The organism is Brachybacterium sp. UMB0905 (assembly GCF_002871795.1).
Taxonomy (GTDB): Bacteria; Actinomycetota; Actinomycetes; order Actinomycetales; family Dermabacteraceae; genus Brachybacterium.
This window is the reverse complement of the sequence record NZ_PNHL01000007.1, coordinates 1-22,634: the sequence shown is the minus strand read 5'-3', so window position 1 is coordinate 22,634 and position 22,634 is coordinate 1. Positions and strand designations below refer to the sequence as shown.

General features: G+C 68.0%; 22 protein-coding genes and 2 pseudogenes. 11 read left to right on the top strand and 13 right to left on the bottom strand.

The features are described 5' to 3' along the window. The first annotated feature begins 41 nt into the window (after positions 1–41). On the top strand, positions 42–581 hold the full coding sequence (locus CJ197_RS08190) for an FxsA family protein (protein WP_102236262.1): 540 nt from the start codon (positions 42–44) through the stop codon (positions 579–581). Between the two features lie 158 nt (positions 582–739). Here the strand turns inward: CJ197_RS08190 and CJ197_RS08185 are convergent, their stop codons facing one another. From CJ197_RS08185 to CJ197_RS15135, 5 genes are all read right to left on the bottom strand, one after another. Then, positions 740–1,090, bottom strand: coding sequence for an RNA polymerase-binding protein RbpA (locus CJ197_RS08185; protein WP_102236261.1), 351 nt, complete (start codon positions 1,088–1,090; stop codon positions 740–742). A 264-nt stretch (positions 1,091–1,354) separates the two neighbouring features. Further along, positions 1,355–2,176 (bottom strand): glycerophosphodiester phosphodiesterase family protein, encoded by an 822-nt coding sequence (locus CJ197_RS08180; RefSeq protein WP_102236260.1) that lies wholly within the window; start codon positions 2,174–2,176, stop codon positions 1,355–1,357. Next, positions 2,148–3,026 carry an SURF1 family protein gene (locus CJ197_RS08175; protein WP_102236259.1) on the bottom strand — a complete coding sequence of 293 codons (879 nt, stop codon included), beginning with the start codon at positions 3,024–3,026 and terminating at the stop codon, positions 2,148–2,150. Before CJ197_RS08175 ends, CJ197_RS08180 begins: the two co-directional genes overlap by 29 nt. Continuing rightward, positions 3,023–3,559 carry a hypothetical protein gene (locus tag CJ197_RS08170; protein WP_233190751.1) on the bottom strand — a complete coding sequence of 179 codons (537 nt, stop codon included), beginning with the start codon at positions 3,557–3,559 and terminating at the stop codon, positions 3,023–3,025. Before CJ197_RS08170 ends, CJ197_RS08175 begins: the two co-directional genes overlap by 4 nt. Beyond that, positions 3,556–5,301, bottom strand: a complete 1,746-nt coding sequence (locus CJ197_RS15135; RefSeq protein WP_102236258.1) for a hypothetical protein — start codon at positions 5,299–5,301, stop codon at positions 3,556–3,558. Before CJ197_RS15135 ends, CJ197_RS08170 begins: the two co-directional genes overlap by 4 nt. 187 nt (positions 5,302–5,488) lie before the next feature. On the opposite strand from CJ197_RS15135, the gene CJ197_RS08160 reads away from it, so the two are divergent. Together CJ197_RS08160 and CJ197_RS08155 are read left to right on the top strand one after the other, a co-directional pair. Next, on the top strand, positions 5,489–6,211 hold the full coding sequence (locus CJ197_RS08160; RefSeq protein ID WP_102236257.1) for a beta-ketoacyl-ACP reductase: 723 nt from the start codon (positions 5,489–5,491) through the stop codon (positions 6,209–6,211). A gap of 71 nt (positions 6,212–6,282) precedes the next feature. Beyond that, on the top strand, positions 6,283–6,810 hold the full coding sequence (locus CJ197_RS08155; RefSeq protein WP_102236256.1) for a histidine phosphatase family protein: 528 nt from the start codon (positions 6,283–6,285) through the stop codon (positions 6,808–6,810). Positions 6,811–6,812: 2 nt separating this feature from the next. Here the strand turns inward: CJ197_RS08155 and serB are convergent, their stop codons facing one another. Beyond that, complete coding sequence (gene serB, locus CJ197_RS08150) at positions 6,813–7,487, bottom strand: phosphoserine phosphatase SerB (protein WP_102236255.1); 675 nt, start codon at positions 7,485–7,487, stop codon at positions 6,813–6,815. Further along, positions 7,484–8,725, bottom strand: a complete 1,242-nt coding sequence (gene glgC, locus CJ197_RS08145; protein WP_102236254.1) for a glucose-1-phosphate adenylyltransferase — start codon at positions 8,723–8,725, stop codon at positions 7,484–7,486. The genes serB and glgC overlap by 4 nt, the downstream gene beginning before the upstream one ends. Before the next feature lie 111 nt (positions 8,726–8,836). Between glgC and glgA the strand changes: the two genes are divergently transcribed. Continuing rightward, on the top strand, positions 8,837–10,024 hold the full coding sequence (gene glgA / locus CJ197_RS08140; protein WP_102236253.1) for a glycogen synthase: 1,188 nt from the start codon (positions 8,837–8,839) through the stop codon (positions 10,022–10,024). A gap of 106 nt (positions 10,025–10,130) precedes the next feature. On the opposite strand, the gene CJ197_RS08135 is transcribed toward glgA, so the two are convergent. Both CJ197_RS08135 and CJ197_RS08130 read right to left on the bottom strand, forming a co-directional pair. Further along, entirely contained in the window at positions 10,131–10,913 is a 783-nt protein-coding gene (locus CJ197_RS08135) for a hypothetical protein (RefSeq protein WP_102236252.1), read from the bottom strand. Then, complete coding sequence (locus tag CJ197_RS08130; protein WP_102236251.1) at positions 10,910–12,451, bottom strand: RNB domain-containing ribonuclease; 1,542 nt, start codon at positions 12,449–12,451, stop codon at positions 10,910–10,912. Before CJ197_RS08130 ends, CJ197_RS08135 begins: the two co-directional genes overlap by 4 nt. A 106-nt stretch (positions 12,452–12,557) precedes the next feature. Between CJ197_RS08130 and CJ197_RS08125 the strand changes: the two are divergent. The 3 genes and pseudogenes from CJ197_RS08125 (at position 12,558) to CJ197_RS08115 (ending at position 16,567) form a co-directional block, all read left to right on the top strand. Further along, a pseudogene (locus tag CJ197_RS08125) lies at positions 12,558–14,839 on the top strand (DUF6351 family protein). A gap of 39 nt (positions 14,840–14,878) precedes the next feature. Continuing rightward, positions 14,879–15,673 carry an ABC transporter ATP-binding protein gene (locus CJ197_RS08120; protein ID WP_102236250.1) on the top strand — a complete coding sequence of 265 codons (795 nt, stop codon included), beginning with the start codon at positions 14,879–14,881 and terminating at the stop codon, positions 15,671–15,673. Positions 15,674–15,679: 6 nt separating this feature from the next. Beyond that, a complete protein-coding gene (locus CJ197_RS08115; RefSeq protein WP_102236249.1) occupies positions 15,680–16,567 on the top strand; it encodes an RNA methyltransferase in 888 nt (295 codons plus the stop codon). 124 nt (positions 16,568–16,691) lie between these two features. On the opposite strand, the gene CJ197_RS08110 is transcribed toward CJ197_RS08115, so the two are convergent. Next, positions 16,692–17,195 (bottom strand): GNAT family N-acetyltransferase, encoded by a 504-nt coding sequence (locus tag CJ197_RS08110; protein WP_102236248.1) that lies wholly within the window; start codon positions 17,193–17,195, stop codon positions 16,692–16,694. 174 nt (positions 17,196–17,369) lie between these two features. Here CJ197_RS08110 and CJ197_RS08105 point away from each other — a divergent pair. Next, positions 17,370–17,690, top strand: a pseudogene (locus tag CJ197_RS08105) (IS1634 family transposase); the annotation flags it as partial. 342 nt (positions 17,691–18,032) lie between these two features. Here CJ197_RS08105 and CJ197_RS14890 read toward each other — a convergent pair. Both CJ197_RS14890 and CJ197_RS08095 read right to left on the bottom strand, forming a co-directional pair. Beyond that, on the bottom strand, positions 18,033–18,659 hold the full coding sequence (locus CJ197_RS14890; RefSeq protein ID WP_146007733.1) for a hypothetical protein: 627 nt from the start codon (positions 18,657–18,659) through the stop codon (positions 18,033–18,035). Then, on the bottom strand, positions 18,656–19,219 hold the full coding sequence (locus CJ197_RS08095; RefSeq protein ID WP_233190750.1) for a hypothetical protein: 564 nt from the start codon (positions 19,217–19,219) through the stop codon (positions 18,656–18,658). Before CJ197_RS08095 ends, CJ197_RS14890 begins: the two co-directional genes overlap by 4 nt. A 346-nt stretch (positions 19,220–19,565) precedes the next feature. On the opposite strand from CJ197_RS08095, the gene CJ197_RS08090 reads away from it, so the two are divergent. The 3 genes from CJ197_RS08090 (at position 19,566) to CJ197_RS08085 (ending at position 22,269) form a co-directional block, all read left to right on the top strand. Further along, a complete protein-coding gene (locus tag CJ197_RS08090; RefSeq protein ID WP_102236245.1) occupies positions 19,566–20,555 on the top strand; it encodes a phosphotransferase enzyme family protein in 990 nt (329 codons plus the stop codon). Positions 20,556–20,764: 209 nt separating this feature from the next. Further along, on the top strand, positions 20,765–21,160 hold the full coding sequence (locus CJ197_RS14885) for a response regulator transcription factor (RefSeq protein WP_146007732.1): 396 nt from the start codon (positions 20,765–20,767) through the stop codon (positions 21,158–21,160). A gap of 500 nt (positions 21,161–21,660) precedes the next feature. Further along, a complete protein-coding gene (locus CJ197_RS08085; RefSeq protein WP_102236244.1) occupies positions 21,661–22,269 on the top strand; it encodes a class I SAM-dependent methyltransferase in 609 nt (202 codons plus the stop codon). Between the two features lie 101 nt (positions 22,270–22,370). Here CJ197_RS08085 and CJ197_RS08080 read toward each other — a convergent pair whose 3' ends face one another. Beyond that, entirely contained in the window at positions 22,371–22,562 is a 192-nt protein-coding gene (locus CJ197_RS08080; protein ID WP_102236243.1) for an HIT family protein, read from the bottom strand. Positions 22,563–22,634 lie beyond the last annotated feature (72 nt).

Genomic DNA, 22,634 nt, shown 5'->3' with positions numbered 1-22,634 from the left:
GACGGGCAGACCGCGCAGGACCAGCTGGAGGAGACACGCCCATGACCGGAGCACCGCACGCGGGCGAACGCCGCTCGCGCTGGAGCACGCTGGTGCCGCTGGGGGTCGTGCTGGTGGGCCTTTCCGAGCTCGCGATCCTCGTGGCGATCGGCATCAACACCAGTCTGTGGTGGGCCGTGCTGGTCGTCGTGGTGGGCTGGATCATCGGCGTGGCGCTTGTGGTCGCCGCCGGGCAACAGTCCTTCATCCGTCTGCGCTCCCTGGTGCGCGCCGTGCGCGGCCGCGGGGATGTGCACAAGCATCTGTCCCGCCCGGCCTTCACACTGCTGGCGGCACTGCTGTTCTTCTTCCCCGGTCTGCTGACGGATATTGCCGGGCTGCTGCTGCTCATCACCCCGGTGCAGCGCCGAGCGGTGAAGGCAATGGGGCTCGGCAGCGGCTCCGCGGGGGCGAACCATGTGCTCTTCCGGCGCACCACTCGCAGCGGCGGGGTGATCGACGGGGAGATCATCATCGACAGCGAGCCGCGGCGGCCCGAGGACCCGGGACCGGCTACGCCGCCCACCATCACCCAGGGCTGAGAGGCGCGGGCCCAGGGCTGACAGGCCCGCGACCGCGCCGCCTGTCGCCGCACAGCAGAACGCCCCGTCCCCGCAGATCGGGGAACGGGGCGTGAGCGCGGGCGTGCGAGCCTGCAGCTGCCGGTCGCGGCGGGCGAGCTCGCGCGCGGGGGGATAGGTCAGAGGTCGCGGCGCTGGTGCAGCTTTCCGGCGCGCAGCAGCTCGAGGCGCTGATCCAGCAGCACCTGCAGATCCTCCTCGCTGCGCCGCTCCAGCAGCATGTCCCAGTGGGTGCGCACCGGCTTGCCGGGCTTCTCCTCCGGCTTCTCGTGGTCACGCAGCACAGCGGTCGCGCCGCAGCGGCACTCCCACACCGCGGGAACATCGGCTTCCACGGAGAAGGGCAGCACGATGGCGTGTCCGTTGGGGCAGTCGTAGACGGCCTCCTGGCGGGGGGCGGCGAGGACTCCCTCGTCGGTCTCCATGGAGAGGGAGCCCAGTCGGGTGCCTCGCAGGCTGCGGCTGTTCATGCGGTTCTCGCTTCCTGCCGGGATGGGGTAGGGCGCGGCGGGCCCGTTATCGGTCAAAGGGTCGACGTGGTGAGCGCGTCGACGTGATCTCTGGATCGACGCGGTCTTCACCTCGCGATGATCGGCGCGGTGCGCAGGACGCGGACCTCACCGAACCAATACAACGCCGCGCGAGCAGGAATTGTTCCCAGTGTCCCAGACATCGGGCGCACCGCCGCAGGGCGGACCCTCCAAGACCTCAGACAGTGGCGTCGAGCACGCGGATCACGAGCTCTCAGACACCCTCCCCAGCAACGCAGCGAGCGTATCGACGCGGTTGGTGATAATACCATCCACGCCCATGACCAGCAGGTCCTGCATGGTCTGGGGGTCATCGACCGTCCAGGCATGCACCTCGCAGCCGGCCCGGTGAGCGGCAGCGACGTTCGCGGGGGTGATGATGGGCACCCCCTGGTAGGTGAGCGGCACCTGGAGAGCGCCATAAGGGGCCAGCAGCCGACGGATCACGCCCTGCGGCGCTTCGACGGCGCGAGCCGCAAGGAACGCGGCGATGGTCCGGCGCCCGGGCGAGCGCTGCACCCGGATACCGGTCGCAGCCTCAAGCGTCGCAGCGGTCCGTCGGCCCACCACGTCATCGAAGGCCGCGATGCACACCCGATCGGCGCTGCGGGTGCGGGAGATCGCGGCGACCGCGGGCCCGATCGCCGAGGGAGCCTTGATGTCGATGTTCACCGGGACGTCGGCGAAGGTTCCCAGGACGTCCTCGAGCATGGCCAGACGCTCTCCGCCGTGCAGCGTGATCGCCCCGGCTTCCTGGGCGGCCAGGTCGTCGATGCGGCGGGGATCGGCGGCGATGCGCTGCAGGTCGGCGTCATGCACCGCCAGGGCGAGGCCGTCGGCGGTCGCTCGGGTGTCGGTCTCCAAAAGGTCCGCGCCGGCTGCGATCGCGGCGGCGAAGGCGTCCAGGGTGTTCTCCGTGGCCTCGAGCGCCAGACCGCGGTGGGCGATGCAGCGCGGTCGCGGTCCGGGCAGGAAGCGGGTGCCGCGCGGGCGGCGGTCAGAGCGTGTGCTGATCGATGAGGGCATCCTCTTCCTCCTCGTCATGGCCGCGGCGGCGGGTTCGAGCGGCGCTGCGCGGGCGATGGTCGACGCGGTGCGGCGTCGGATCAGGGTTCGTCTCGGTGCGCAGGTCCTGGATCTGCCGACGGGTGCGGTAGATCCAGGCCGCCGGAAAGAACAGGGCGAACACCCACCATTGCACGGCATAGGACAGGTGGGGCCCCAGCCCGGTGTCCGGCCGCGGCAGGGGGATGGGCCGCTCCCCGGCGGGGTCTTCAGCATCGAGCTCTCCGTAAGCGCCGGTGATCATCGCCGCATCTAGGGGAGGCAGGATCGTCTCGATCTGCTGCGGAGAGACGGAGTGCACCTGTCCCTCGGGCCGCTCTCGGTCCAGCACCGGTTCGGGAGGGCGCAGCCGCACGGTGATCGTGACCGTGTCCTCGGGCACCGCAGCGGGCTGGGCGGGCACCTGCCCGTCGCCGTCCTGGGGCACCCATCCCCGCACGACGAGCAGCGCGGTGCCGTCCTCCGCGGTGAAGGGAGCCAGCTGCCAGTAGCCGACGTCTCCCGCGAGGGTCCGGTTGCGCACGTACAGGATGCACTCCGGGTCGGTGCAGTAGCTGCCGCGCAGAGTGATGGGTGACCATTCCGCATCCGGCGGGAGCGAGGCATCCGGAGTGGGAAGGATGCTCTCGCGGTCCACCGGTGCTGCGTCGTAATGGGACGCGACGAGATCGGCGTGCGCTCGGCGGTCCTCATATCGGCCGAACTGCCACCGGCCGAGCATCACACACACGCCGGCCAGGATCAGCACGATCAGCAGCCACAGCAGCGTGTCACGGCTGAGGAGCACGCTACGGGCGGGGGAGCGGGTCATCCGTCCCCGCGGATCGCAGCGGTCAGGACATCGGCCAGGAAGCCATCAGCGGGTGTGAAGGAACCGGTGAGGTGTCCGGCGGCACGCTTTTCGAGCACGCCCAGCAGGTCCTCGACCGCGAAGTTCACGAGCATCACGAACATCACTGCGGTCGCGGCGGCGATGAGGAAGCCCAGCACGGTCACCGCGATCGTGACGCCGAGCCGCACCCGGGGACGATCGGGGCGCGGGGTCGGCTCCGGGAATCCGTAGTCCTCGTTCCCCGGGTGATTCTCCGTCCATATCCCCGGGTTCAGGACGGCGACGGGGTACTGCTCGACGCGCGGACGCGGCCGCGCGCCGCTGGCAGGGACATCCTCGGACGCCTGCAGCGGCGCGGGGCCGCCCGCGCGATCCTCACGGGTCCAGAGCCTCCACCCGGCCGGGACCGGGCCCCACCGCTGATCCGGCACGAAGTCTGTCGGGGGGATCCAGCCGTCGTGCGGCGGTTCCGGCCAGTTCGGCGGGGGGTTGAAGCTCCGGGTGACGGTCACTTGGGGATCTTCCAGGTGTAGTCGTCGCTGTAGGTCGTGTAGTTCAGCGTCAACCCGCCGGCCCGCTTCACATCGAACAGCACTCGCATCGTGTACTCATCCCCGGCCTTCAGATCGAACGGAGCGCCAGACGCCCCGCCGTCCTTGAGCGAGTAGCTGGCGCTCGCGGGGCTGATATCGCCGCCGTAGGGAGTCTTCACCGTCAGCTGATGCGGATTGTTGCCCATCTCCCCGTCCTCGACGGTGAGCTTCACGGTCACCACGAGGTACTCGTCGCCGTTCTCGGGTTCGTTGACGGTGTCGGTGATATCACCGGGCAGCTTCGAGGCCGGCAGCCACTCCATCTCGATGGCGACCTTCCCGGAGCCGTCCATGCCCGCCACCGCCCTCTCCTCAGCGTCACCGCTGATCGTCGGGGTGTTGGTGGGAGTCGGCGTCTCCTCCTCGTCTTCGGTCGGAGTCTCATCCTCCGTCGGGGTCTCGTCCTCCGTCGGGGTCTCGTCCCCCGTCGGGGTCTCGTCCTCGGAGGGAGTCTCCTCGACGGTCGTGGTGGGATCTCCGCCCTCGGTGTCACCACCACCGCGGTTGAGGAACACCAGGCCGCCCACGACGATGAGCAGCAGCGCGAGCAGTGCTGCAAGGATGCAGCCCAGCCACCAGAAACGCTGCAGGAAGCTCTTCTGCTGGCCCTGACCGGGAGCGGTGGAGGCCGTCCAGGACCCACTGCTCCCCGCACCGGCCGGAGAGGCGGTGCCGTAATCGGAGTACTCGCCGGCAGAGCCCTGTCCGGGGTAATCCGCCGCAGACCCCTGGCCGTAGCCCGGTGCGGGAGAGGCCTGGCCGTAACCCTGTGCGGGGGAGGCCTGGCCGTAGGCCTGATCCTGACCGTAGCCCAGTGCGGGAGAGGCCTCGCCGTAGCTCTGGTCCTGGCCGTAGCCGGCGCTCTGTCCTTCACCCTGTGCGCCGTGAGCAGCCGCCCCGGCGGCTCCTGCGGCACCTGCGACACCGGCCGCTCCGGCTGCACCGGCCCCGTCGGCCGGCTCCGAGGAGGCATCGGCACCCTGCACACCACCGGCAGACTGATCCGCCGGAAGGCCGGTCTCGTAGGGGGCCTGCTGGGCGAGATCCGTCTCGAGGTCAGGGCCCTCATACTGCGCGGTCTCGGGCGCGGCCGCGGAGCTCTGATCGTCGGCGGGCTGCGCCGCCGCTGCGGACTGCTCCCCGGAGTTCGCGACGCGCGTGGCGTCGTCCTCGCCCTGCAACGAAGGCTCACCCTGCAGCGGGGCAGGCTGCTCCCCGGAGTGCGCGACACGCGTGGCGTCGTCCTCGCCCTGCATCGAGGGCTCGCCCTGCAGCGGGGCAGGCTGCTCCCCGGAGTTCGCCACACGCGTCGCGTCGTCCTCGCCCTGCATCGAGGGCTCGCCCTGCAGCGGGGCAGGCTGCTCCCCGGAGTTCGTCACATGCGTGGCGTCATCATCGGCAGCAGCGCTCTGCCCGCTGCTCTCCCCGCTCTCGGCCGGGGCCGCCGCAGCGGACGCATCGCCGGTGGACGCATCGCTGTCAGACGTATCGGAGGGCCCCGCAGTATCGGCGGCCGGTCCCTGCGGCGCAGATTCCTCGACCCAGAAGTTCCAGCCCTCGGGCGCAGGACCCCAGGACGGGTCCGGCTGCCACCCCGGAGGCGGGCTCCAGTTCGCATCCTTGATCGGCCAGTTCGGCGGCGGATTGAAGCGGTAAGCCATCAGCGGGCACCTTCCTGCTGTGCGGGCAGCCGGGTTCCCCCCAAGCGAGACCCGACCCTGTTCTGGCCGTATCGTAGTGCACACCCCTGGCCTGATGACGCGGCGCTCACACAGCAACCACCGCACGTGCGCCGAGTACATCGCGTCGACCGCAGCCAGCTACCCGCCCCGCCGTGAAGGAGAACCGATGAGCGAGACCACCACCCCCCGCAGCGTCCTGATCACTGGAGGCAACCGCGGCATCGGCAGGGCGATCGCCGAGGAGCTCCTGCGTCGCGGCGACAAGGTGGCCGTCACCTCCCGCTCCGGCCAGGGCGGCCCCGACGGTGTGCTGACGCTCGCTGCTGATGTCACCGATGGCGAAAGCCTGGACCGCGCGGTCAGCGCTGCGGAAGCGGAGCACGGCCCCATCGAGGTGCTCGTCGCCAATGCGGGGATCACCGATGACCAGCTGCTGCTGCGCATGAGCGATGACTCCTTCGAGAGGGTGCTGGACACCAACCTCACCGGCGCGTTCCGCAGCATCAAGCGGGTGACGAAGTCGATGATGCGCAAGAAGTACGGACGGATCGTGCTCATCAGCTCCGTCGTCGGGCTGTATGGCTCGCCCGGCCAGGTCAACTACGCCGCCTCGAAGTCCGGTCTGATCGGCATGGCGCGGGCGATCACGCGCGAGCTCGGTTCGCGCGGCATCACCGCGAACGTCGTCGCCCCCGGCTACATCGACACCGAGATGACCCGCTCCCTGCCCGAAGACCTGCAGGAAAGCTACCGCAAGGCCATCCCCGCCGAGCGTTTCGCGGATCCCGCGGAGGTGGCGCGCGTGGTCGCATTCCTCGCCAGCGATGATGCGGCATACATCTCCGGCGCCGTCATCCCCGTGGACGGCGGCTTGGGCATGGGACACTGATCCCGCCCCCGCGGCCCGTCCCCCTGGCGGGCCCGATTCCTCGACCGACCCGAAGGCGTGAACCAGCCCCCATGGCATCCTCCGACCCCGACCCCCGTCTGCTGCTGCTGATGCGACATGGCAAGGCGGAGAGCGGCTCCGGAACCACTGACCACGAGCGTGAGCTCGCCGACCGCGGCATCACCCAGGCGCATCTGGTGGGGGAGTACCTCGACGCGCAGGGAGTGCAGGTCTCCCGTGTTCTGGTCTCCACAGCGACCCGCACCCAGCAGACCTGGGACGCGGTGCGCGCGAAGATGCCGGAGTTCAGCGGCGAGGTCAGCTACCACGAGGAGATCTACGGCGGCGGCACCGAAGACCTGCTGGGTCTTCTCCGAGAGGTGGACGATGAGCATCAGGTGCTCATGGTCATCGGCCACGAACCGGTGATCTCCACTCTTAGCGATCAGCTGGCCGATGAGGACTCGGATGCGGGCTCGGCCGCGCAGGCCCGCATCGGCATGCCCACCGGGGGCATGGCTGTGCTCACCGGGGAGCTGCCGCAGTGGTCGCAGCTGGGTGAGGAGACCCTCACGCTGCACACCATCGTGCGGCCCTGACCTCAGCGGCCCGCGGCCGCCTCGAGATACGGCCAGGCATCCAGCAGCGAGGGCCCTGCGAGCGACACATCGGCCACCTCGCGCAGCGCGGGCTTGGCCCGGAAGGCGATGCCGGTCCCGGCCGCGCGCAGCATCTCCCGGTCGTTCGCGCCGTCGCCGAGGGCGACCACTCGCTGCGGGGCCAGGCCGTAGCGCTCCCGCAGCTGTTCCAGGGTGCGGCGCTTGACCGCGCCATCCACGATGTCTCCGGCGACCCGCCCGGTCAGGCGCCCTTCCGTGACCTCGAAGCGATGGGCACGCACATGGTCGATCCCCGCCTGTGCTGCGAGCTCATCGATCGCCTCGTGGAAGCCTCCGGAGACCAGTGCGGTCACCCAGCCGGCGGTGCGGGCGCGGGCGAACAGCTCGAGCACCCCGGGGGTGGGGACCAGGCTGGCGCGCACCTCCTCGAGCACCGCGGCATCCAACCCTTCCAGCAGGGCCACGCGCTCACGCAGCGAGGCGGCGAAGTCCAGCTCTCCGCGCATCGCTGCGGTGGTGATCGCCTCCACCCGGTCACGCACTCCGGCGTGATCGGCCACCAGCTCGATGACCTCCTGGGTCAGGAAGGTGGAGTCGACGTCGCTGATCAGCAGGCCCGTCGGGGGCTGGGAAGTGGAACGCACCGAGGCTGTCACGGGGTGATGACGGTGCCCTTGCCGAGCACGGTGATGCCGGACTCGGTGACCACCCAGCCGCGGGCCCGGTCCTCCTCGGGATCCAGGCCGATCTGCGTGCGCGGCGGCACCACAACGTTCTTGTCGATGATCGCGCGATGGATCTGGCTGTGGCGCCCCACGATCACGCCATCCATGAGCACCGAATCCGAGACGTTGGACCAGGAGTTCACGCGCACCCCGGGGGAGAGCACGGAGCTGGAGACCTGCGCCCCGGAGACCACGACGCCAGGGGAGATGAAGGAGTCCACCGCGGAGCCGACGCGCCCCGGCCCGGCATGCACGAACTTCGCCGGCGGGACATTGCGGTGACCGGTGAACGTCGGCCAGTCGGCGTTGTAGAGGTTGAACACCGGGTGCACCGAGATGAGGTCCATGTGGGCGTCATAGAACGCATCCAGGGTGCCCACATCGCGCCAGTAGTCGCGGTCACGGTCCGTGGAGCCCGGCACATCGTTGCGGATGAAGTCGTACACCGCAGCATCGCCGCGGTCCACAAAGGCCGGCACGATGTCTCCGCCCATGTCGTGCCGGGAGGAGTCATCCTGCGCATCGGCGGTCACCGCATCCATGAGTGCCTGGGCGGTGAAGATGTAGTTGCCCATCGAGGCGAGGATCGCGGAGGGGTCATCGGCCAGGCCCTCGGTCTGGGTGGGCTTCTCCACGAACGCCTTGATGGTGGTGGGATCCGACGGGTCGGTCTCGATCACCCCGAACTGGTCGGACAGCTCGATGGGCTGGCGGATCGCGGCGACCGAACAGGACTTCCCGGACTCGATATGCGCATCGAGCATCTGGGAGAAGTCCATGCGGTAGATGTTGTCGGCCCCGACAACCACCACGTAGTCGGGCTTCTCGTCATCGATGAGGTTCAGGGACTGGGCGATCGCGTCGGCGCTGCCGCGGTACCAGTGCTTGCCCATGCGCTGCTGGGCGGGCACCGGTGCCACATAGTTGCCCAGCAGGGAGCTCATTCGCCAGGTCTGGGCGATGTGCTTGTCCAGCGAATGGGACTTGTACTGGGTCAGCACCACGATTTTCAGGTAGCCGGAGTTGACGATGTTCGACAGGGCGAAGTCGATCAGCCGGTAGATGCCGCCGAAGGGCACGGCCGGCTTGGCTCGGTCGACGGTCAGCGGCATCAGCCGCTTCCCCTCGCCGCCGGCGAGGACGATGGCAAGAACCTTGGGGGAGGACATGATGCGAGGATAGTCCAGCGGTGGCGTCCATCACGCTGCGGGGGTCCCGCCGGATCGCCGCGACCGGACGCCCCGCCCCATGCCCGGGCCGGAAGAGGAAGGATGCAGTCCATGCGCGTCGATCTGCTGACCAAGGAGTACCCGCCGGAGGTGTATGGGGGTGCCGGCGTTCACGTCGCCGAGCTCACCGCTGTGCTGCGTCGGCACATCGAGGTGCAGGTGCGGGCCTTCGGCGCCGATCGCACCGAGGAGGACACCACCTCGTACCGCACCCCCGCGGAGTTGGAGGGTGCCAATGCTGCACTCAGCACCCTGGGCACCGATCTGCTGATGGCCCAGGACTGCGAGGGGGCGGATCTGGTCCACTCCCACACCTGGTACGCGAACTTCGCCGGGCACGTCGCCTCCACCCTGCACGGCATGCCGCATGTGCTCTCCGCTCACTCGCTCGAGCCGCTGCGGCCGTGGAAGGCCGAGCAGTTGGGCGGCGGCTATCGCCTCAGCTCCTTCGCCGAGAGGACCGCGTACGAGCATGCCGCCGGGGTCATCGCCGTCTCCGGGGGCATGCGTGAGGACATTCTGCGCTCCTACCCGATGGTGGACCCGGACCGGGTGCATGTGGTCCACAACGGCATCGACCTCGAGCAGTGGGCGCCAAATCCGGAGACGACGGCGCTGACCAGCCGCGGCATCGATCCGCAGGCGCCGATGATCGTGTTCGTCGGCCGGATCACCCGACAGAAGGGCCTGCCGTACTTCCTGCGCGCCGTGCGGGAGCTGCCGGAGGACTATCAGGTGGTGCTGTGCGCCGGCGCCCCGGATACGCCCGAGATCGCCCGCGAGGTGGATGAGCTGGTCACCGAGCTGCAGAGCAGCCGGCAGGGCCTGCATCTGATCACCGATATGCTGCCCCGCCAGGAGCTCACCCAGATGCTCACGCATGCGACCACGTTCGTGTGCCCGAGCGTGTACGAGCCGCTGGGGATTGTGAACCTCGAAGCGATGGCCTGCGGCACCCCGGTGGTCGCCTCCGCCACCGGAGGGATCCCCGAAGTGGTGGCCGACGGTGAGACCGGCTACCTGGTGCCCCTCGAGCAGCTGAGCGATGGGACCGGCACGCCGGTGGACCCCGATCGTTTCGTGACGGATCTGCGCGATGCACTGGTGCGCATGGTCTCCGATCCCGAGCGGGCGGCGCAGATGGGCGAGGCCTCCCGGCGTCGGGCTGCGGAGCATTTCTCGTGGACCTCGATCGCCGAGCGCACCCTGGAGGTGTACCGCCAGGTGCTCGCCGGCTGATCCTCCGCATGCCCGCCCCATGCGCTGTGGGCAGGCTCAGCGCGGATCCGACGCAGCGTGCTGCGGCGGGATCGGGACTGCCAGCGGCGGGATCGGGACGGCCAGCTCAGGCCGGGTCGATCGCACTGAGCTGCTCTACCGCCTCCACCAGGGCGACGCGGGCGGCGTCGTGCAGCTCATCGAGCAGCCCCCGTCGGGTGAGCGCCTCGGCCAGGTGCACCGTATGACCGTGCCCTTCCTCGATCTCGGCGCGCGAGAGCAGCAGGGTGCGGGCGGCAAGGATGAGCAGATGCGCGGCCGGCAGGTCGATGTCTTTGGGCAGGCCGGTCGCGATCCAGGTGGCGGGGATGCGCGAGGGCTCCACCGGCTCCTCCGGCACCAGGTCCACGTCGGTGCTGCCCCCGGCGGTGCGCCGCAGGGCGTGCAGCAGCTCTTCACGGGCTCCGCCCGACGCCGGCGGGGCCATCTGCGCGCCGACCGGGGCGGGGGTGCGGGCCCAGGTCACGGCGGTGACGGGGCGTCCCTGATGCTCGCCGGGGGAGAGGATCGGCACGAGCGTGTGGTCGGCGATGCCCGCGGCGGTCACCACGATCGCCTGCTCGGCCTCGAGCGCGGCCGGCACCACCTCGGGTGGTCCGACGAGGCCCGCGAGGCGCCCGGGCACCGGCAGGACAAGCCGCAGCTGCACCAGCGGCAGCTGCTTGAGGGACACCATCCAGTCGAAGAGGTCCTCGCCGTGCCCGCTGGGCCCGGAACGGTCCGCCCCGAAGCTCAGCTGCGCAGCGTCATCGGGCCCGATGGCACCGCGCAGGTACTGGGCGGTCCACAGCATGAGCACCGCCGCCCGGGGCAGGGCGACGAGATCGCGTCCGGCATCCGGGGCGGTCACGGCGCCCCCTCGCCTTCGGTCGTCGGCTCTGCGTCTTCGGTCGTCGGCTCCGACTCGCCCGCGGCGACGAACCGTACGCTGCGCTCTGCGACATCGACATTCTCGAGCCGCACCCGCACGACCTGCCCCATCTGCGCATCCAGCGGCACCCAGGCGGTCACCGGCGGGTCGATGAGCTGAACCTCCACGCGGGTGGGGGCGCCGCCATTCCCGTCCGAGTTCGTGCTGGCCTCGCGCCGTTCGATCACCGCCGCGGGGAACGTCTCGCCCACCCACGCGCGCAGGGCGAGCATCTCCACCAGGTCGATGGCCTCGCGCTCGAGCTGGCCGACCCGTGATCCGGCGGACTGCATCGCTTCGGGGATCTCCGCGAGCGCAGCGAGGAGCTCGGCAGGCGGGGTGGTGCCGGTGAGGTGGTGGTGGCAGATCAGCAGCACGAAGCGGTCCACCAGGCGGCGCAGCGGCGCGGTGGTGTGCGCGTAGGGTGCCGCGATCGCCGCCTGGGCGGGATCCTCGGGGATCTGCTCGGCGCTCGTGAAGGCGTGGTAGCCAGCACCGCGGAAGAGGGACGTGGCCTGGTTCAGCAGGGCAAGGTGGGAGGGGTTCCGCCAGTCCAGCGAACGCAGGTAGTCGCCGTACCGCTGCGCGGTGGGCCAGGGTTCGCCCAGAGCCTCCGTCTGGCGGCGGAAACGCGCCACCGCCTGGTCCTGCGCCGGAGGCATGGTGCGCAGGATCCCGGCGCCGTGCTCGAGCATCACCGACGCCGCAGCCATCCCGGTCATCAGCGAGATCTGGGCGTTGGCGTCCTCGATCGGGTTGGGCTGGCGCCAGGTGAGGCGCACATGGTCCCCGTCGGCCTCCACCTCCTGCTCAGGAACGTTGAGGCTCGCCCCGCCGCGCTCGGATTCGAGCTGGGCGCGCAGCTGACCGATCTCCTGCAGCAGGAGCATCATCTCGTCAGCAGTGCCGGCATCCAACTGCTGCTGCACCTCGTCATAGGCGAGCTTCGCGACCGAGCGGACTATGGCGCGCTCGAGCCCGACCTCCCGCACCTCTCCACGCTCATCGAGCTGCAGATCCCACACGAAGGCGGGCGTGGGCTGCTCGGGCAGCAGGGAGGCAGCGCCCTCGGAGAGCACCTCGGGGTGCAGGGGGATGCGACGATCCGGCAGGTACACCGTCTCCCCGCGGCGCCGCGCCTCCGTATCGATCGGCCCGTGAAGCGGCACGAACCAGGGCACGTCCGCGATGGCGTAGAGGACGCGATAGCCGCCATCCGTGCGCGAGAGGTGCATCGCCTGGTCCAGGTCCGTGGACGAGGCGGGGTCCAGGGTGATGAAGGGGATGTCCGTGCGATCTGCGCGATCCTCATCGGCGGCGCGTCCGGCGGCCTCTTCAGCGGCGGCGAGGACATCGGCCGGGAACTCGACGGGCATGTCGTCGGCGCGGTCGGCGATCAGTGCGTCGATGCCCGCTCGAATCTCATCGGCGGCGACGGAGCCGCGCGGGGCCTGCAGGGTGAGGGGCCGAAGGAGCACAGGGACCTCCTGGTGAGGGGCACGACGGTGCGGCCAGTGTAGGGGGACGGGCCAGCTCGGGTGCGCTCCGCGGGCCCCTCACCGTGAGGTCACGGAATGGTCACGGATGCGGCCGTTTTTGAGACATGCCTCACGAGCATGTCTAGCGTCGCACCACCCTTCCCTCTCCCCAACCCCCTGGAAGGAATCCCCCCATGCCCTCCTCTCCTCGCCCCTCCCTGAGAACGCGCGTCCGCCAGTCGCTCGCCCTGGGGCCGGTCTGCTGCTGCTGACCACCGCTCCGGCGATCGCCGCCCCGAACCACGACGGCGGGCACGGGGGACTGTCGGTCACGACGCTCTCGAGTGCACCCGATCTGGTCACCGGCGGTGACGCGCTCGTGGAGGTGTCCTGGGACCGTACGATCCCGCACCACCAGGTGACCGTCCTGCTGGACGGGCAGGACGTCACCGATGCGTTCGGCTATGACGCCGAGCGGGATGTGCTGGTGGGCCTCGTGGAGGGCATGGACACCGGCGAGCACGTCGTGGAGGCGACCGTGCCCGGCAAGGTCGGCCCGATGCGAGCCTGACGCTCACGAACCATCCGGGGGAGGGGCCGCTGCTGAGCGGACCGCATGAGAACCCCTTCGCCTGCGAGAGCGAGGAGTTCATCATCCCGGGCCTCGAGGAGCCGCTGGGACCGCCGCTGGATGAGAACTGCTCGGTTGCCGATCGGGTGGACCACATCTATTTCACGACCGACGACAGCTGGGCTGAGTTCCCTGCCGACGCAACGGACTACCCCGCGGATATGGCGTACACGACCACGGCCGACGGGGTAGAACGTCCCTTCATCATCCGCATGGCGCACGGCACCACCAACCGCTCCATCTACCAGCACACCGCCCTGCACGATCCGTTGGTCGAGGACGAGGTCACGCCGACGAACCGCCCCGACGGCTGGAACGGCAAGCTCATCTACACCCTGGGCGGCGGCTGCACCGGCGGCTGGTACCGGCAGGGTCCGGGCACCGGCGGCACCCTCGATACGAACCTGCTCGGGCAGGGGTACGCCATGGCGTCCTCGTCGCTGAACGTCTTCGGCTTCAACTGCAACGATCTGCTGGCCTCCGAAAGCGCTCAGATGACCAAGGAAAAGTTCATCGAGACCTACGGCCGGGACCAGTTCACGATCGGCTTCGGCTGCTCGGGCGGCTCGTACCAGGCCCACCAGACCGCCGACAACTATCCGGGGGTGTTCGACGGCGTCGTGGTGGGCTGCTCCTTCCCAGAGGTCGGGTTCGGCACCATCCACATGATCACCGACGCCCGCCTGCTGCAGCACTACTTCGAGGGCGCCGACGAGGGCGCCTGGACCGATGAGCAGAAGCGCGCGGTCACGGGCTTCGAGACGCTCGCCACCATGGACAATGTCGCCGAAGGGGCGCAGCGCATCGACCCGCGGGTGTTCTGCCCGCCCACGATGCCAGAGGAGGAGCGCTACGACCCGGAGACGAACCCTGACGGCGTGCGCTGCTCGGTCTACGACCACACGAAGAACATCTACGGCACCGACCCAGAGACCGGATTCGCCCTGCGTCCGCTGGACAACATCGGCATCCAGTACGGCCTGGGGGCCCTGGCCGACGGGACCATCAGCGTGGAGCAGTTCCTGAATCTCAATGAGGGCATCGGAGGCTACGACCATGACGCGAACTTCATCGCCGAGCGCACGGAGGCGGATCTGCCGGCTGTCGAGGCTGCGTACCGCACCGGCCGTCTCACCGATGGCGGGCAGGGACTGGCCTCGACCCCGGTCATCGACTATCGCGCCTATGCCGATGACTTCGAGAACGGCGACATCCACGTGCGCTACCACACCAACTCCATGCGCGAGCGGATGCGCCAGGCCAACGGCACCGCGGTCAACCACGTGAGCCTGCTGGAGGATCACCGCTACGGCGGACTCAGCACCAACAGCCCGCTGGTGATGCACGGCATCGAGCAGATGGATGCGTGGCTGACGGGGCTGGAGCCGCCCGATGATCACACCCAGCGCCCCAGCCTCGAGGAGATCGGCGCGGCCCGTCCCGAAGCGCTGGTGGAGGGCTGCATGACGCGCGAGGAGGAACCGACGTTCCTGCCGATGGAGCTGAACCGGGATCCCGCCTCCGAGTGCGAGCAGCTCTACCCCTCGGCGAGCTTCCCGCGCGAGGTGGCCGGGGAATCGATCGCGGCGGACATCATCGCCTGCACGACCGTGGCGCCGGTGCGCGAGGACTACCCCGTGGAGTTCACCGATGAGCAGTGGGAGCGCCTGCAGCGGACCTTCCCCGAGGGCGTGTGCGACTACTCCCAGCCCGGCCGTGGCCAGGTGGAGCACGCGGGGGTGTGGCAGCGCTTCTGATCCCCGGTGTCACCCGGCGCGGCGGGTAGGCTTCTGGCCATGGCCTTCGCAGCAGCATCCCTCACCGATGTCACCGTCCGCCGCGCCGGGACGACGATCCTGGACGACGTATCCCTCACGATCGGAGAGGGGGAGCGCTGGGCGATCCTGGGCCCCAACGGCGCCGGGAAATCAACCCTGATCCAGCTGCTCGCCGCCCGCATGCACCCCACTGCTGGGACCGTGGACCTGTTCGGGGAGCGCCTGGGAAAGGTCGACATCTTCGAGCTGCGACCGTTGATCGGCCTAGCCTCCCAGGAGCTCGCCGAGACCATCCCGCTGCAGGAGACCTGCGAGAACGTCGTGGTCACCGCCGGGTACGGCGTGGTGGGGCGCTGGCGCGAGCAGTACGACGAGGTGGATCTGGAGCGGGCCCGCACGCTGCTCGCCGCCTTCGGGGTGGGGGAGCTGGGCTCTCGCATGTTCGGCACCCTGTCCACCGGCGAGCGCAAGCGCGTGCTGGCCGCCCGGGCGCTCATGACCGACCCGGAGCTGCTGCTGCTCGATGAGCCGGCCGCGGGCCTGGACCTCGGCGGGCGAGAATCGTTGGTGCGCACCCTGGGACGGCTCGCGAAGGATCCCGCGACCCCGGTGACCGTGCTCGTGACGCATCACGTGGAGGAGATCCCGCCGGGCTACACCCATGCGGCGCTGCTGCGCCGCGGGCAGCTGGTGGCCGCCGGCCCGATCCAGGAGACCCTCACCTCGCAGAACCTCACCGCGACGTTCGGGCTGCCGCTCGTGGCCGAGCAGCGCGGCGAACGCTACACTGCCCGTTCGCTGTCTTTGAACTGACAGCGCATGGAGGCTGTAGAAGGCGGTCAGCGGCGTCGGCTGGGTTCGGCGGAGGATCTGGCCGATCCGGCGCTGGATGACTACCTGAGAATGACCGATGTGCGTCTGCGTTCGCGCGTGGAGGTGGAGCGCGGCCTGTTCATGGCCGAGAGCTTCGAGGTGATCTCCCGGGCGATCGACGCCGGGATGCGCCCGCGCTCCTTCCTCATGAGCGAGAAGTGGCTCGCGAAGTTCGCGCCGCTGTATGAGCGCTTCCCCGAGGCGCCCGTGTATGTGGGCGCTGAGGGGCTGCTCGAGGAGCTGACCGGCTTCCATCTGCACCGCGGGGCGCTCGCGGCCATGCAGCGGCCCGAGCTGCCGTCGGTGCGGGATCTGCTCGCGGGCGCGCGGACCGTCGCGGTGCTCGAGGACATCGTGGACCACACGAACGTCGGCGCCATGTTCCGCTCCGCTGCGGCGCTCGGGGTCGATGCCGTGCTCGTGACCCCGCAGTGCGCCGATCCGCTGTACCGCCGCTCGATCCGGGTGTCGATGGGAACGGTGTTCCAGGTGCCGTGGACCCGTTTCGACGCCTGGCCGCACGCCCCACGCGCGACGGGGGAGAGCGGGACGGGCTCGTCGGCCGATGGCGTGGACCTGCTGCACGACGCCGGCTTCGACGTGCTCGCCCTCGCCCTCACCGACGGCGCGGTGCCGCTGGACCAGGCGGACCTGGGACCGGACCGGAAAGTCGCACTGGTGCTGGGCGCGGAGGGGCACGGGCTGAAGCCCGCGACGCTCACGGCGGTGGATGAGCACGTGGTGATCCCGATGGCCGGGGGAGTGGATTCCCTCAACGTCGCCGCGGCCAGCGCCGTCGTCTTCTGGCAGCGGCGGGCGATGCTGGGGGAGTGAGGCGGGCGCACGCCGCCGTTCCCTCTGCCCCCGCGCCGCTCTGCCCAACCCCTGACTCCCCACGATTGTGATGCGGCGGTGACCGATGTGGGGCGGCGCATCGGTCACCAGCGCATCAGAATCGTCAGCTCGTCTCGCGGGGCGTGAAGCCGTGGCGCTGGTAGATGTGCAGCGCCGCCGCGGAGGTGCCTTCGCCGATCCGCAGGCTGAGCGCGGGGGCTCCGGCCGCTGCGCACGCGCGCACGGCGTGGGCGACGAGCGCCGTCCCGACCCCATGCCCGCGTGCAGCGGGGGAGGCGAACAGGTCGATGATGAAGGGGCCGACGAGGTCTTCGTCCCAGATCGAGCGCTCCACCACGATGATCGCGCCGACTGCCTCACCCTCGATCCACGCGGTGGCGCACGCATCGGGCCGCAGGATCCCGTAGTCGCCTGCGAAGCTCTCCTCCATCTCGGTACGCGCCTCGGCCAGATCCGCGGCGGCGACACCGGGCGGGTAGGCGGCCAGGTACAGCGCGGCGAGAGAGTCGATATCGGCCGCTTCCAGGGGGCGCAGGTCGATGGGGGACTCCGGCAACTCTCGGGCGGCAGCGCCGGTCAGGGGCAGGGTGAGCAGATCGTTGGGCATGGTGGTCCTCCACGGGCACGGGGCGTGGTGCGCTGGAGCGCGGCACGGCGCTGAGACTATGGACCTCTCCGGTCGGCGGGCATCTGGTTTTCGCGCCCCGGGGCACGCCAGCCCCGACACCCCCAACTTTGCTGGCCCCATAATCCTGCCAACAACTTGACACGGGACACGGGCGAGGTGATCTCCAGTTACCATGACCTGTGGCACGTGGAGCAGTCGTTCCGGATGAGCAAAACAGACCTGCAGGCCCGCCCCATGTTCCACCACCAACGCGACGCCATCGAAGCACACCTGACCATCGTGTTCACCGCTCTCGCCATCGCGCGCTACATGCAAAACGCGACCGGGTTGAGCTTGAAGAAGATCATCCAGACCCTGCGGCCCCTCCGGACCGCACGCATCGCGATCAACGGCGCCACCCAGGACTTCCCACCCGAGATCACTGCCGACGCCCAGCACATCATCACCGCCATCAACCCCGAGATGGGGCACTAACGATGTCCTAAGTCAGGAGCGTTCCGCCAGTCTAGAAACTGCTACGCCGCGAGCTACCTGCACGGCGGGAAGGTGGTGTCTCCGTATAAACGCGGGAGCCTGGCACGTGGACCTTGTCGGTAGGTGGCGTGCTTGTGGTGGGAGTACCTGGCGCTGTCGTTCCTGGCCGAGTGGCGACTCGCACACCGTTTAACAGCACCTACGAGGTTATCGGGCAAAGAGAAGGAGCCCACGCCTCGCGGGCTCCTTCTCGTTTGAGGCGCAAGAGCAACCCAAAGTGACTAGGCCGTGGCTCCCGATTCCGGGGAGCTCAGCGAACCCTCCCCGTCGAAGGAGTGTTGATCACTCGGTGAGTTCGCGGACCTCTTCAAGCGAACTCACTTCTGGCTGCACGCCGGATCCGGGAAGCGCTTCGACTTCGCCATCTGAGACTTCGTAAACACCTTCGACGGGATTCACTAGGTCGTAATCGCCATCCCCGAAATCGTTCAGAAGGAGAAGGAGTTCGGGCGAGTCGACCTCTTCGATGAATGTGGTGCTATCCTCAATGTAAGTCACGCCATCGATTGTTCCACCCACTTGGGATACCTCGACGGAATCGCCAACCTCGACATCTCCCGAGATCACCTCGGTAACCTTGATTGTTGTCACCGTGGTAACAACTCCCATTTCTTCGAGATCCTCGTCGGAAATGTCGACTCCAGACTGCGGGTTCTCCAAACCGGTCCCAGAGTCATCGACTTCCGGATATTCGACCCGTTCGCGAGATGACTCTACGGTGCCGACAAGGACGACGTCAGCCGCCTCGAGCGCGGCTTCGGTGCTTCCGTAATCTGGATAGTCCGCTGACACATGGACGACCGACTCGCTCGAAGGGTCCTCGGTGGTCGGCTGACCAGCACAGGCGGCTCCGAGTAGCACCACCGTCGAGGCGGTGCTAAGTATAGTTAGTGCGCGACGAGTACTCATCGGTAGATCCTCTTCACTTCAGATACATCGTACGGCAGAGGGCTGATTACCGTTGACCGGTTCCGGGAGTACTTCATCAACGAAGCCTTTGAGGTCTTCGGATTGTCGTCCAGGCTGAGGGCATGGCCCAGCTCGTGAGTGGACGTGCTTGCAATCCACTTTGACATATTTCTACCCGAGGCCTCCTGGATGGAGCGGGCGTTCACCTGAATAGTGAACGTTCGCGAACGATCCCGTGGCCCCTTCGAGGTGTATAGTCCGTACCATGAGCTGGAGTATCGCGCGGCGGTCATGGTGTTCTTTGCAGCATTCGACTTGCCAAACGTAACTCCCGACAGTGCGTTCCACCGAAAGCGCGCGTTGTCGAAATGGTTGACGTACGTCGAGTTGACTCCAACATACTTTACGGAGTTCTTCTTAGAAGCCATACCTCCCGCAAAATAGTCGGCATTTGCCGCCGAGGCGCCACCAATCGCGAATGCAAGCACGCACATTATGGCGACAACCTTGGACAGAATACGGTTGCGTGAAGTTTCAAGCTTCCAGATATGTGTTTCCATGCCCCCCCCCTGGTCTCGATTAGGGAAAGGTATCATCTCGCCGTCGTAGCGACTGGATCTGTGACCAGACTGTGACAATCGAGCTTCCCGCTGATGTACGTCCGCACTGCTTGATCCCAAGTGTCACTATGGGCTATACCCCACGGCGCAGATCTGTCCCGGAACTGCTGTTTTGGACCCTGTGGGACGGGGGAGCCTACGGTGCCGTAGCTGTCACGCAGGGTGGGTCTCACTTTGGCGGAACTGTGCAGTTGGGGTGGGCGGGGTACTTCAGCAGCCCGCTGCGCCTTGGCCTCGATGGGCGCGCATGCCCGGGAACCACCTTCCGGTGTGGTGTTCTTGATGCATGGATATGGCAGACGCGCCCGCGGTAGAGATGCTCTGGGAGGACGTCGAGCCCGGTGACGCGCTCATGTCTCGCTTCGGTTTTGCGAGCGCTCGAGAGGCGAGCGACTGGATCCTCGAGCTCACGCGGCTGCGATGGGGCCTGGACGTGCAGTCGTGCGAACGGGTTGCGATCAGTGATCGCAATGCGTTGGCTTGGCTCGATGGGCCCTCCGGGTCGGTGGTCGCTAAATGGTCGGCCGCTGAGGAGAAGTTCGAACGGCTGGATGCGCTCGCCCGGGTCGTGGCATGGCTGGGGCAACGCGGCGTGGCGGTGTCAGCGCCGATTCCCGCGACGGACGGTGAGGTGCAGATCGAAGCGGATGGCCTCTCGCTGGCCATGCAACGGGCGATCCGGGGGGAGATCCTCGACCCTGAGTCCCCCGATCAGGTGCGCGCGGCAGGCGCAACGCTTGCTCGCATGCACGCCGAGCTCGCGACCTATCCGGATTCCCACGCAATCACCTGCATGGGCCCACAGCCAGGGCCTCTCTTAGGCACCATCCGGAACTGGATGGACGCTGATCGCCCCCACGTGCCGGACGCAGTGCTCTCCGAGCTACAGAGCGCGATAAGCCTCCTCGACTGCGAGCTTCCGGTCCAGCTTCTTCACGGAGACTTTCGCTCAACGAACATCCTGTGGTCCGGATCCGAGATCAGTGCGGTACTCGACTTCGACGAAGCCCGGCTCGGACCGAGAGTGGACGAGATCGCGCGTTCATCGGTGCTTTTGGGCACTGCGTATCGCGAGTGGGGCCCGGTAACTCGCGAAGTACGCGCCGATCTGTTCGCAGGCTATGAGTCTGTCGGCCCCCTGACACCCGCAGAAGCGCGCTGGCTCCCCGTCCTCGTGTTGTGGTACTCAGCGGCGATGATTCCCCCGAACGAAGAGCCTGCACGCTGGACAATGGCCGCCCTGGAAGAGCTGAAGTCTCCTAGCTGGACGAGCTGATGGCCCGTAAACGCACACTGCAGATCGACTTGGACCAGCTGCCGCCACACGTCAGGTCAGCCATAGAGGCAGCAGTCGCGGGCCATCGCGTCACCGTAACGCGCTCCGGCACTGCCCTTGGATCTCTCGAGTTCAGGGGTCTCGTCCAAGATGGAGCGATCCTGCCAGTTAGCACTGCCCCCGTGACGCCAAATCGACAATCGGATGGGGTGACGGTTGTCGTCACGGCCATGGAACTATCGGACGCGGCCCGCGCGAAAGTCGCAGAAGAGCTCAGCGAGGGGTTTGTCGTTCTGGACCTCGCCGATGCACCTCCCACCGCTGACGTCCTTCTTGTGCCACCTGCGAGCCCCCAGCTCATCGCCGCTCTACGAAGCCAGTTCGAGCGAGCCCGAATCGTCATCGTGGAGATCGACGATGACGAGGCCGGCGTCCACTACAGCGGCCCCGTCGCGAGGATGCTGGCAGCCGGGGCCTCCGCATATCTCCCCCCAAGGTCCATCAGTGAGGTCTCATCCGCAGTCCGCCAACACCTCGCAAACGGGACAACCCCTGAGATCGAACGGGCGCTCAGGCACCCAAACGAGCTCCCTCCAAGTGAATGAAGAAGCCGAGGGCCGAAGCAGAGCTGATCGCGACACTTTGGGGTATACCCCACGGCGCAGATCTGTCACGAAACTGCCGATTCGGACCCTGTGGGACGGGGGAGCCTACGGTGCCGTAGCTGTCACGCAGGGTGGTGCTCAATGTGGCAGATGTGTCTACTTGAGGTGTCGCCAACTCGTGCAGCAGTCCCACAGCTGCGCGACGACGTCGTCATGGTTCGGCTGCGCCCCTCGACGCGCGTGCCCCTGCGGACGCCACCACGCCTCCTTGCGCGCGTTCTCACGAGCCTCGTGGGACTGCCGCACCGCGCATAGCCAACTTGGGCGTGAACCATAAACGGTCCCAACTTGGCCTGAGCCATTGGGTACTGTCGCGGTAAGGCGGGACCGATATCTCACAGTGGAGGGCGAGAGATTTGACTGACTATGAAGGATTCGCGCAGGCCTACTCCAGTGCTAACGAGGACAATCTGCTGAACGCTTGGTATGAGCGACCAGCGATGCTCAACTTGGCGGGGGAGGTGGACGCGCTTCGTGTCCTCGACGCTGGCTGTGGGTCTGGCCCCTTGGCCTCAGCATTGGGGGACCGTGGCGCCATTGTGAGCGGATTCGACCTCAGTCCCGTCATGGTCGATTTGGCCCGCGAGCGGCTGGGCCATGATGCTGACCTGCGGGTGGCAGACCTCGGTGAGCAGCTGCCCTATGCCGATGACGCGTTCGACATCGTGGTCTGTTCGCTGACGATGCACTACCTCAAGGACTGGGCCGGCCCGCTGGCCGAACTTCGGCGCGTACTGCGCCCTGGCGGTCGGCTGGTGCTTTCCGTGCCCCACCCCGTGGTTTACCTGTTCAACTACCAAGAGCGGGACTACTTCGCGCTCACCCAGTACTCCGAGGAATTCGAGTTCGCGGGGCAGAGTGCCACCCTCACGTACTGGCATCGCCCACTCCACGCTATGACGGACGCTTTCACCGAGGAAGGCTTTCGGATCGCCGCTGTGAGTGAGCCGCCGTGGTCGCCCGACACGCCCACCGACCTGCTGCCGCCCAACGCGAGTGAGCGAACCGCCTTCGTGTGTTTCCTGTTCTTTGCTCTCGAGGCACCCTGACCCACGGCCCTAGGGGGTGCGCCATAAACGGTCCGATGTGGGCACTAGCGCGGCGAACAGGCAACCAGCCGTGCCCCCGGCGACGGAGAAGTCACGGTCAGTCACCGAGCGTCGTAGTGTCCGCGCCCGACGACAGCATGCCGTACTCCACCGACAGGGTTCTCTACGTCGCCCTCGAACCGCGGGATCACGTGGATATGCGCGTGAAAGACGGTCTGGCCTGCTGCCTCTCCCGCGTTGAAGCCGACGTTGTAGCCATCGGGCGCGAGGGCCACGTCGAGTTCTTCCTTCAACCTGACTTGGACCTCTTTAGTGTGTCACTCGCTGAAGGACGTGTCGGGCGTCGTCGGTGAGTTCGGGGCTCG

Excerpts from the sequence above, each read along its gene's own strand:
- CJ197_RS08190 (WP_102236262.1), top strand. The coding sequence starts at position 42 with ATGACCGGAGCACCGCACGCGGGCGAACGCCGCTCGCGCTGGAGCACG.
- CJ197_RS08185 (WP_102236261.1), bottom strand. The coding sequence starts at position 1,090 with ATGAACAGCCGCAGCCTGCGAGGCACCCGACTGGGCTCCCTCTCCATG.
- CJ197_RS08180 (WP_102236260.1), bottom strand. The coding sequence starts at position 2,176 with ATGCCCTCATCGATCAGCACACGCTCTGACCGCCGCCCGCGCGGCACC.
- CJ197_RS08175 (WP_102236259.1), bottom strand. The coding sequence starts at position 3,026 with ATGACCCGCTCCCCCGCCCGTAGCGTGCTCCTCAGCCGTGACACGCTG.
- CJ197_RS15135 (WP_102236258.1), bottom strand. The coding sequence starts at position 5,301 with ATGGCTTACCGCTTCAATCCGCCGCCGAACTGGCCGATCAAGGATGCG.
- CJ197_RS08160 (WP_102236257.1), top strand. The coding sequence starts at position 5,489 with ATGAGCGAGACCACCACCCCCCGCAGCGTCCTGATCACTGGAGGCAAC.
- CJ197_RS08155 (WP_102236256.1), top strand. The coding sequence starts at position 6,283 with ATGGCATCCTCCGACCCCGACCCCCGTCTGCTGCTGCTGATGCGACAT.
- glgC (WP_102236254.1), bottom strand. The coding sequence starts at position 8,725 with ATGTCCTCCCCCAAGGTTCTTGCCATCGTCCTCGCCGGCGGCGAGGGG.
- glgA (WP_102236253.1), top strand. The coding sequence starts at position 8,837 with ATGCGCGTCGATCTGCTGACCAAGGAGTACCCGCCGGAGGTGTATGGG.
- CJ197_RS08120 (WP_102236250.1), top strand. The coding sequence starts at position 14,879 with ATGGCCTTCGCAGCAGCATCCCTCACCGATGTCACCGTCCGCCGCGCC.
- CJ197_RS08115 (WP_102236249.1), top strand. The coding sequence starts at position 15,680 with ATGGAGGCTGTAGAAGGCGGTCAGCGGCGTCGGCTGGGTTCGGCGGAG.
- CJ197_RS08110 (WP_102236248.1), bottom strand. The coding sequence starts at position 17,195 with ATGCCCAACGATCTGCTCACCCTGCCCCTGACCGGCGCTGCCGCCCGA.
- CJ197_RS14890 (WP_146007733.1), bottom strand. The coding sequence starts at position 18,659 with ATGAGTACTCGTCGCGCACTAACTATACTTAGCACCGCCTCGACGGTG.
- CJ197_RS08095 (WP_233190750.1), bottom strand. The coding sequence starts at position 19,219 with ATGGAAACACATATCTGGAAGCTTGAAACTTCACGCAACCGTATTCTG.
- CJ197_RS08090 (WP_102236245.1), top strand. The coding sequence starts at position 19,566 with ATGGATATGGCAGACGCGCCCGCGGTAGAGATGCTCTGGGAGGACGTC.
- CJ197_RS08085 (WP_102236244.1), top strand. The coding sequence starts at position 21,661 with ATGCTCAACTTGGCGGGGGAGGTGGACGCGCTTCGTGTCCTCGACGCT.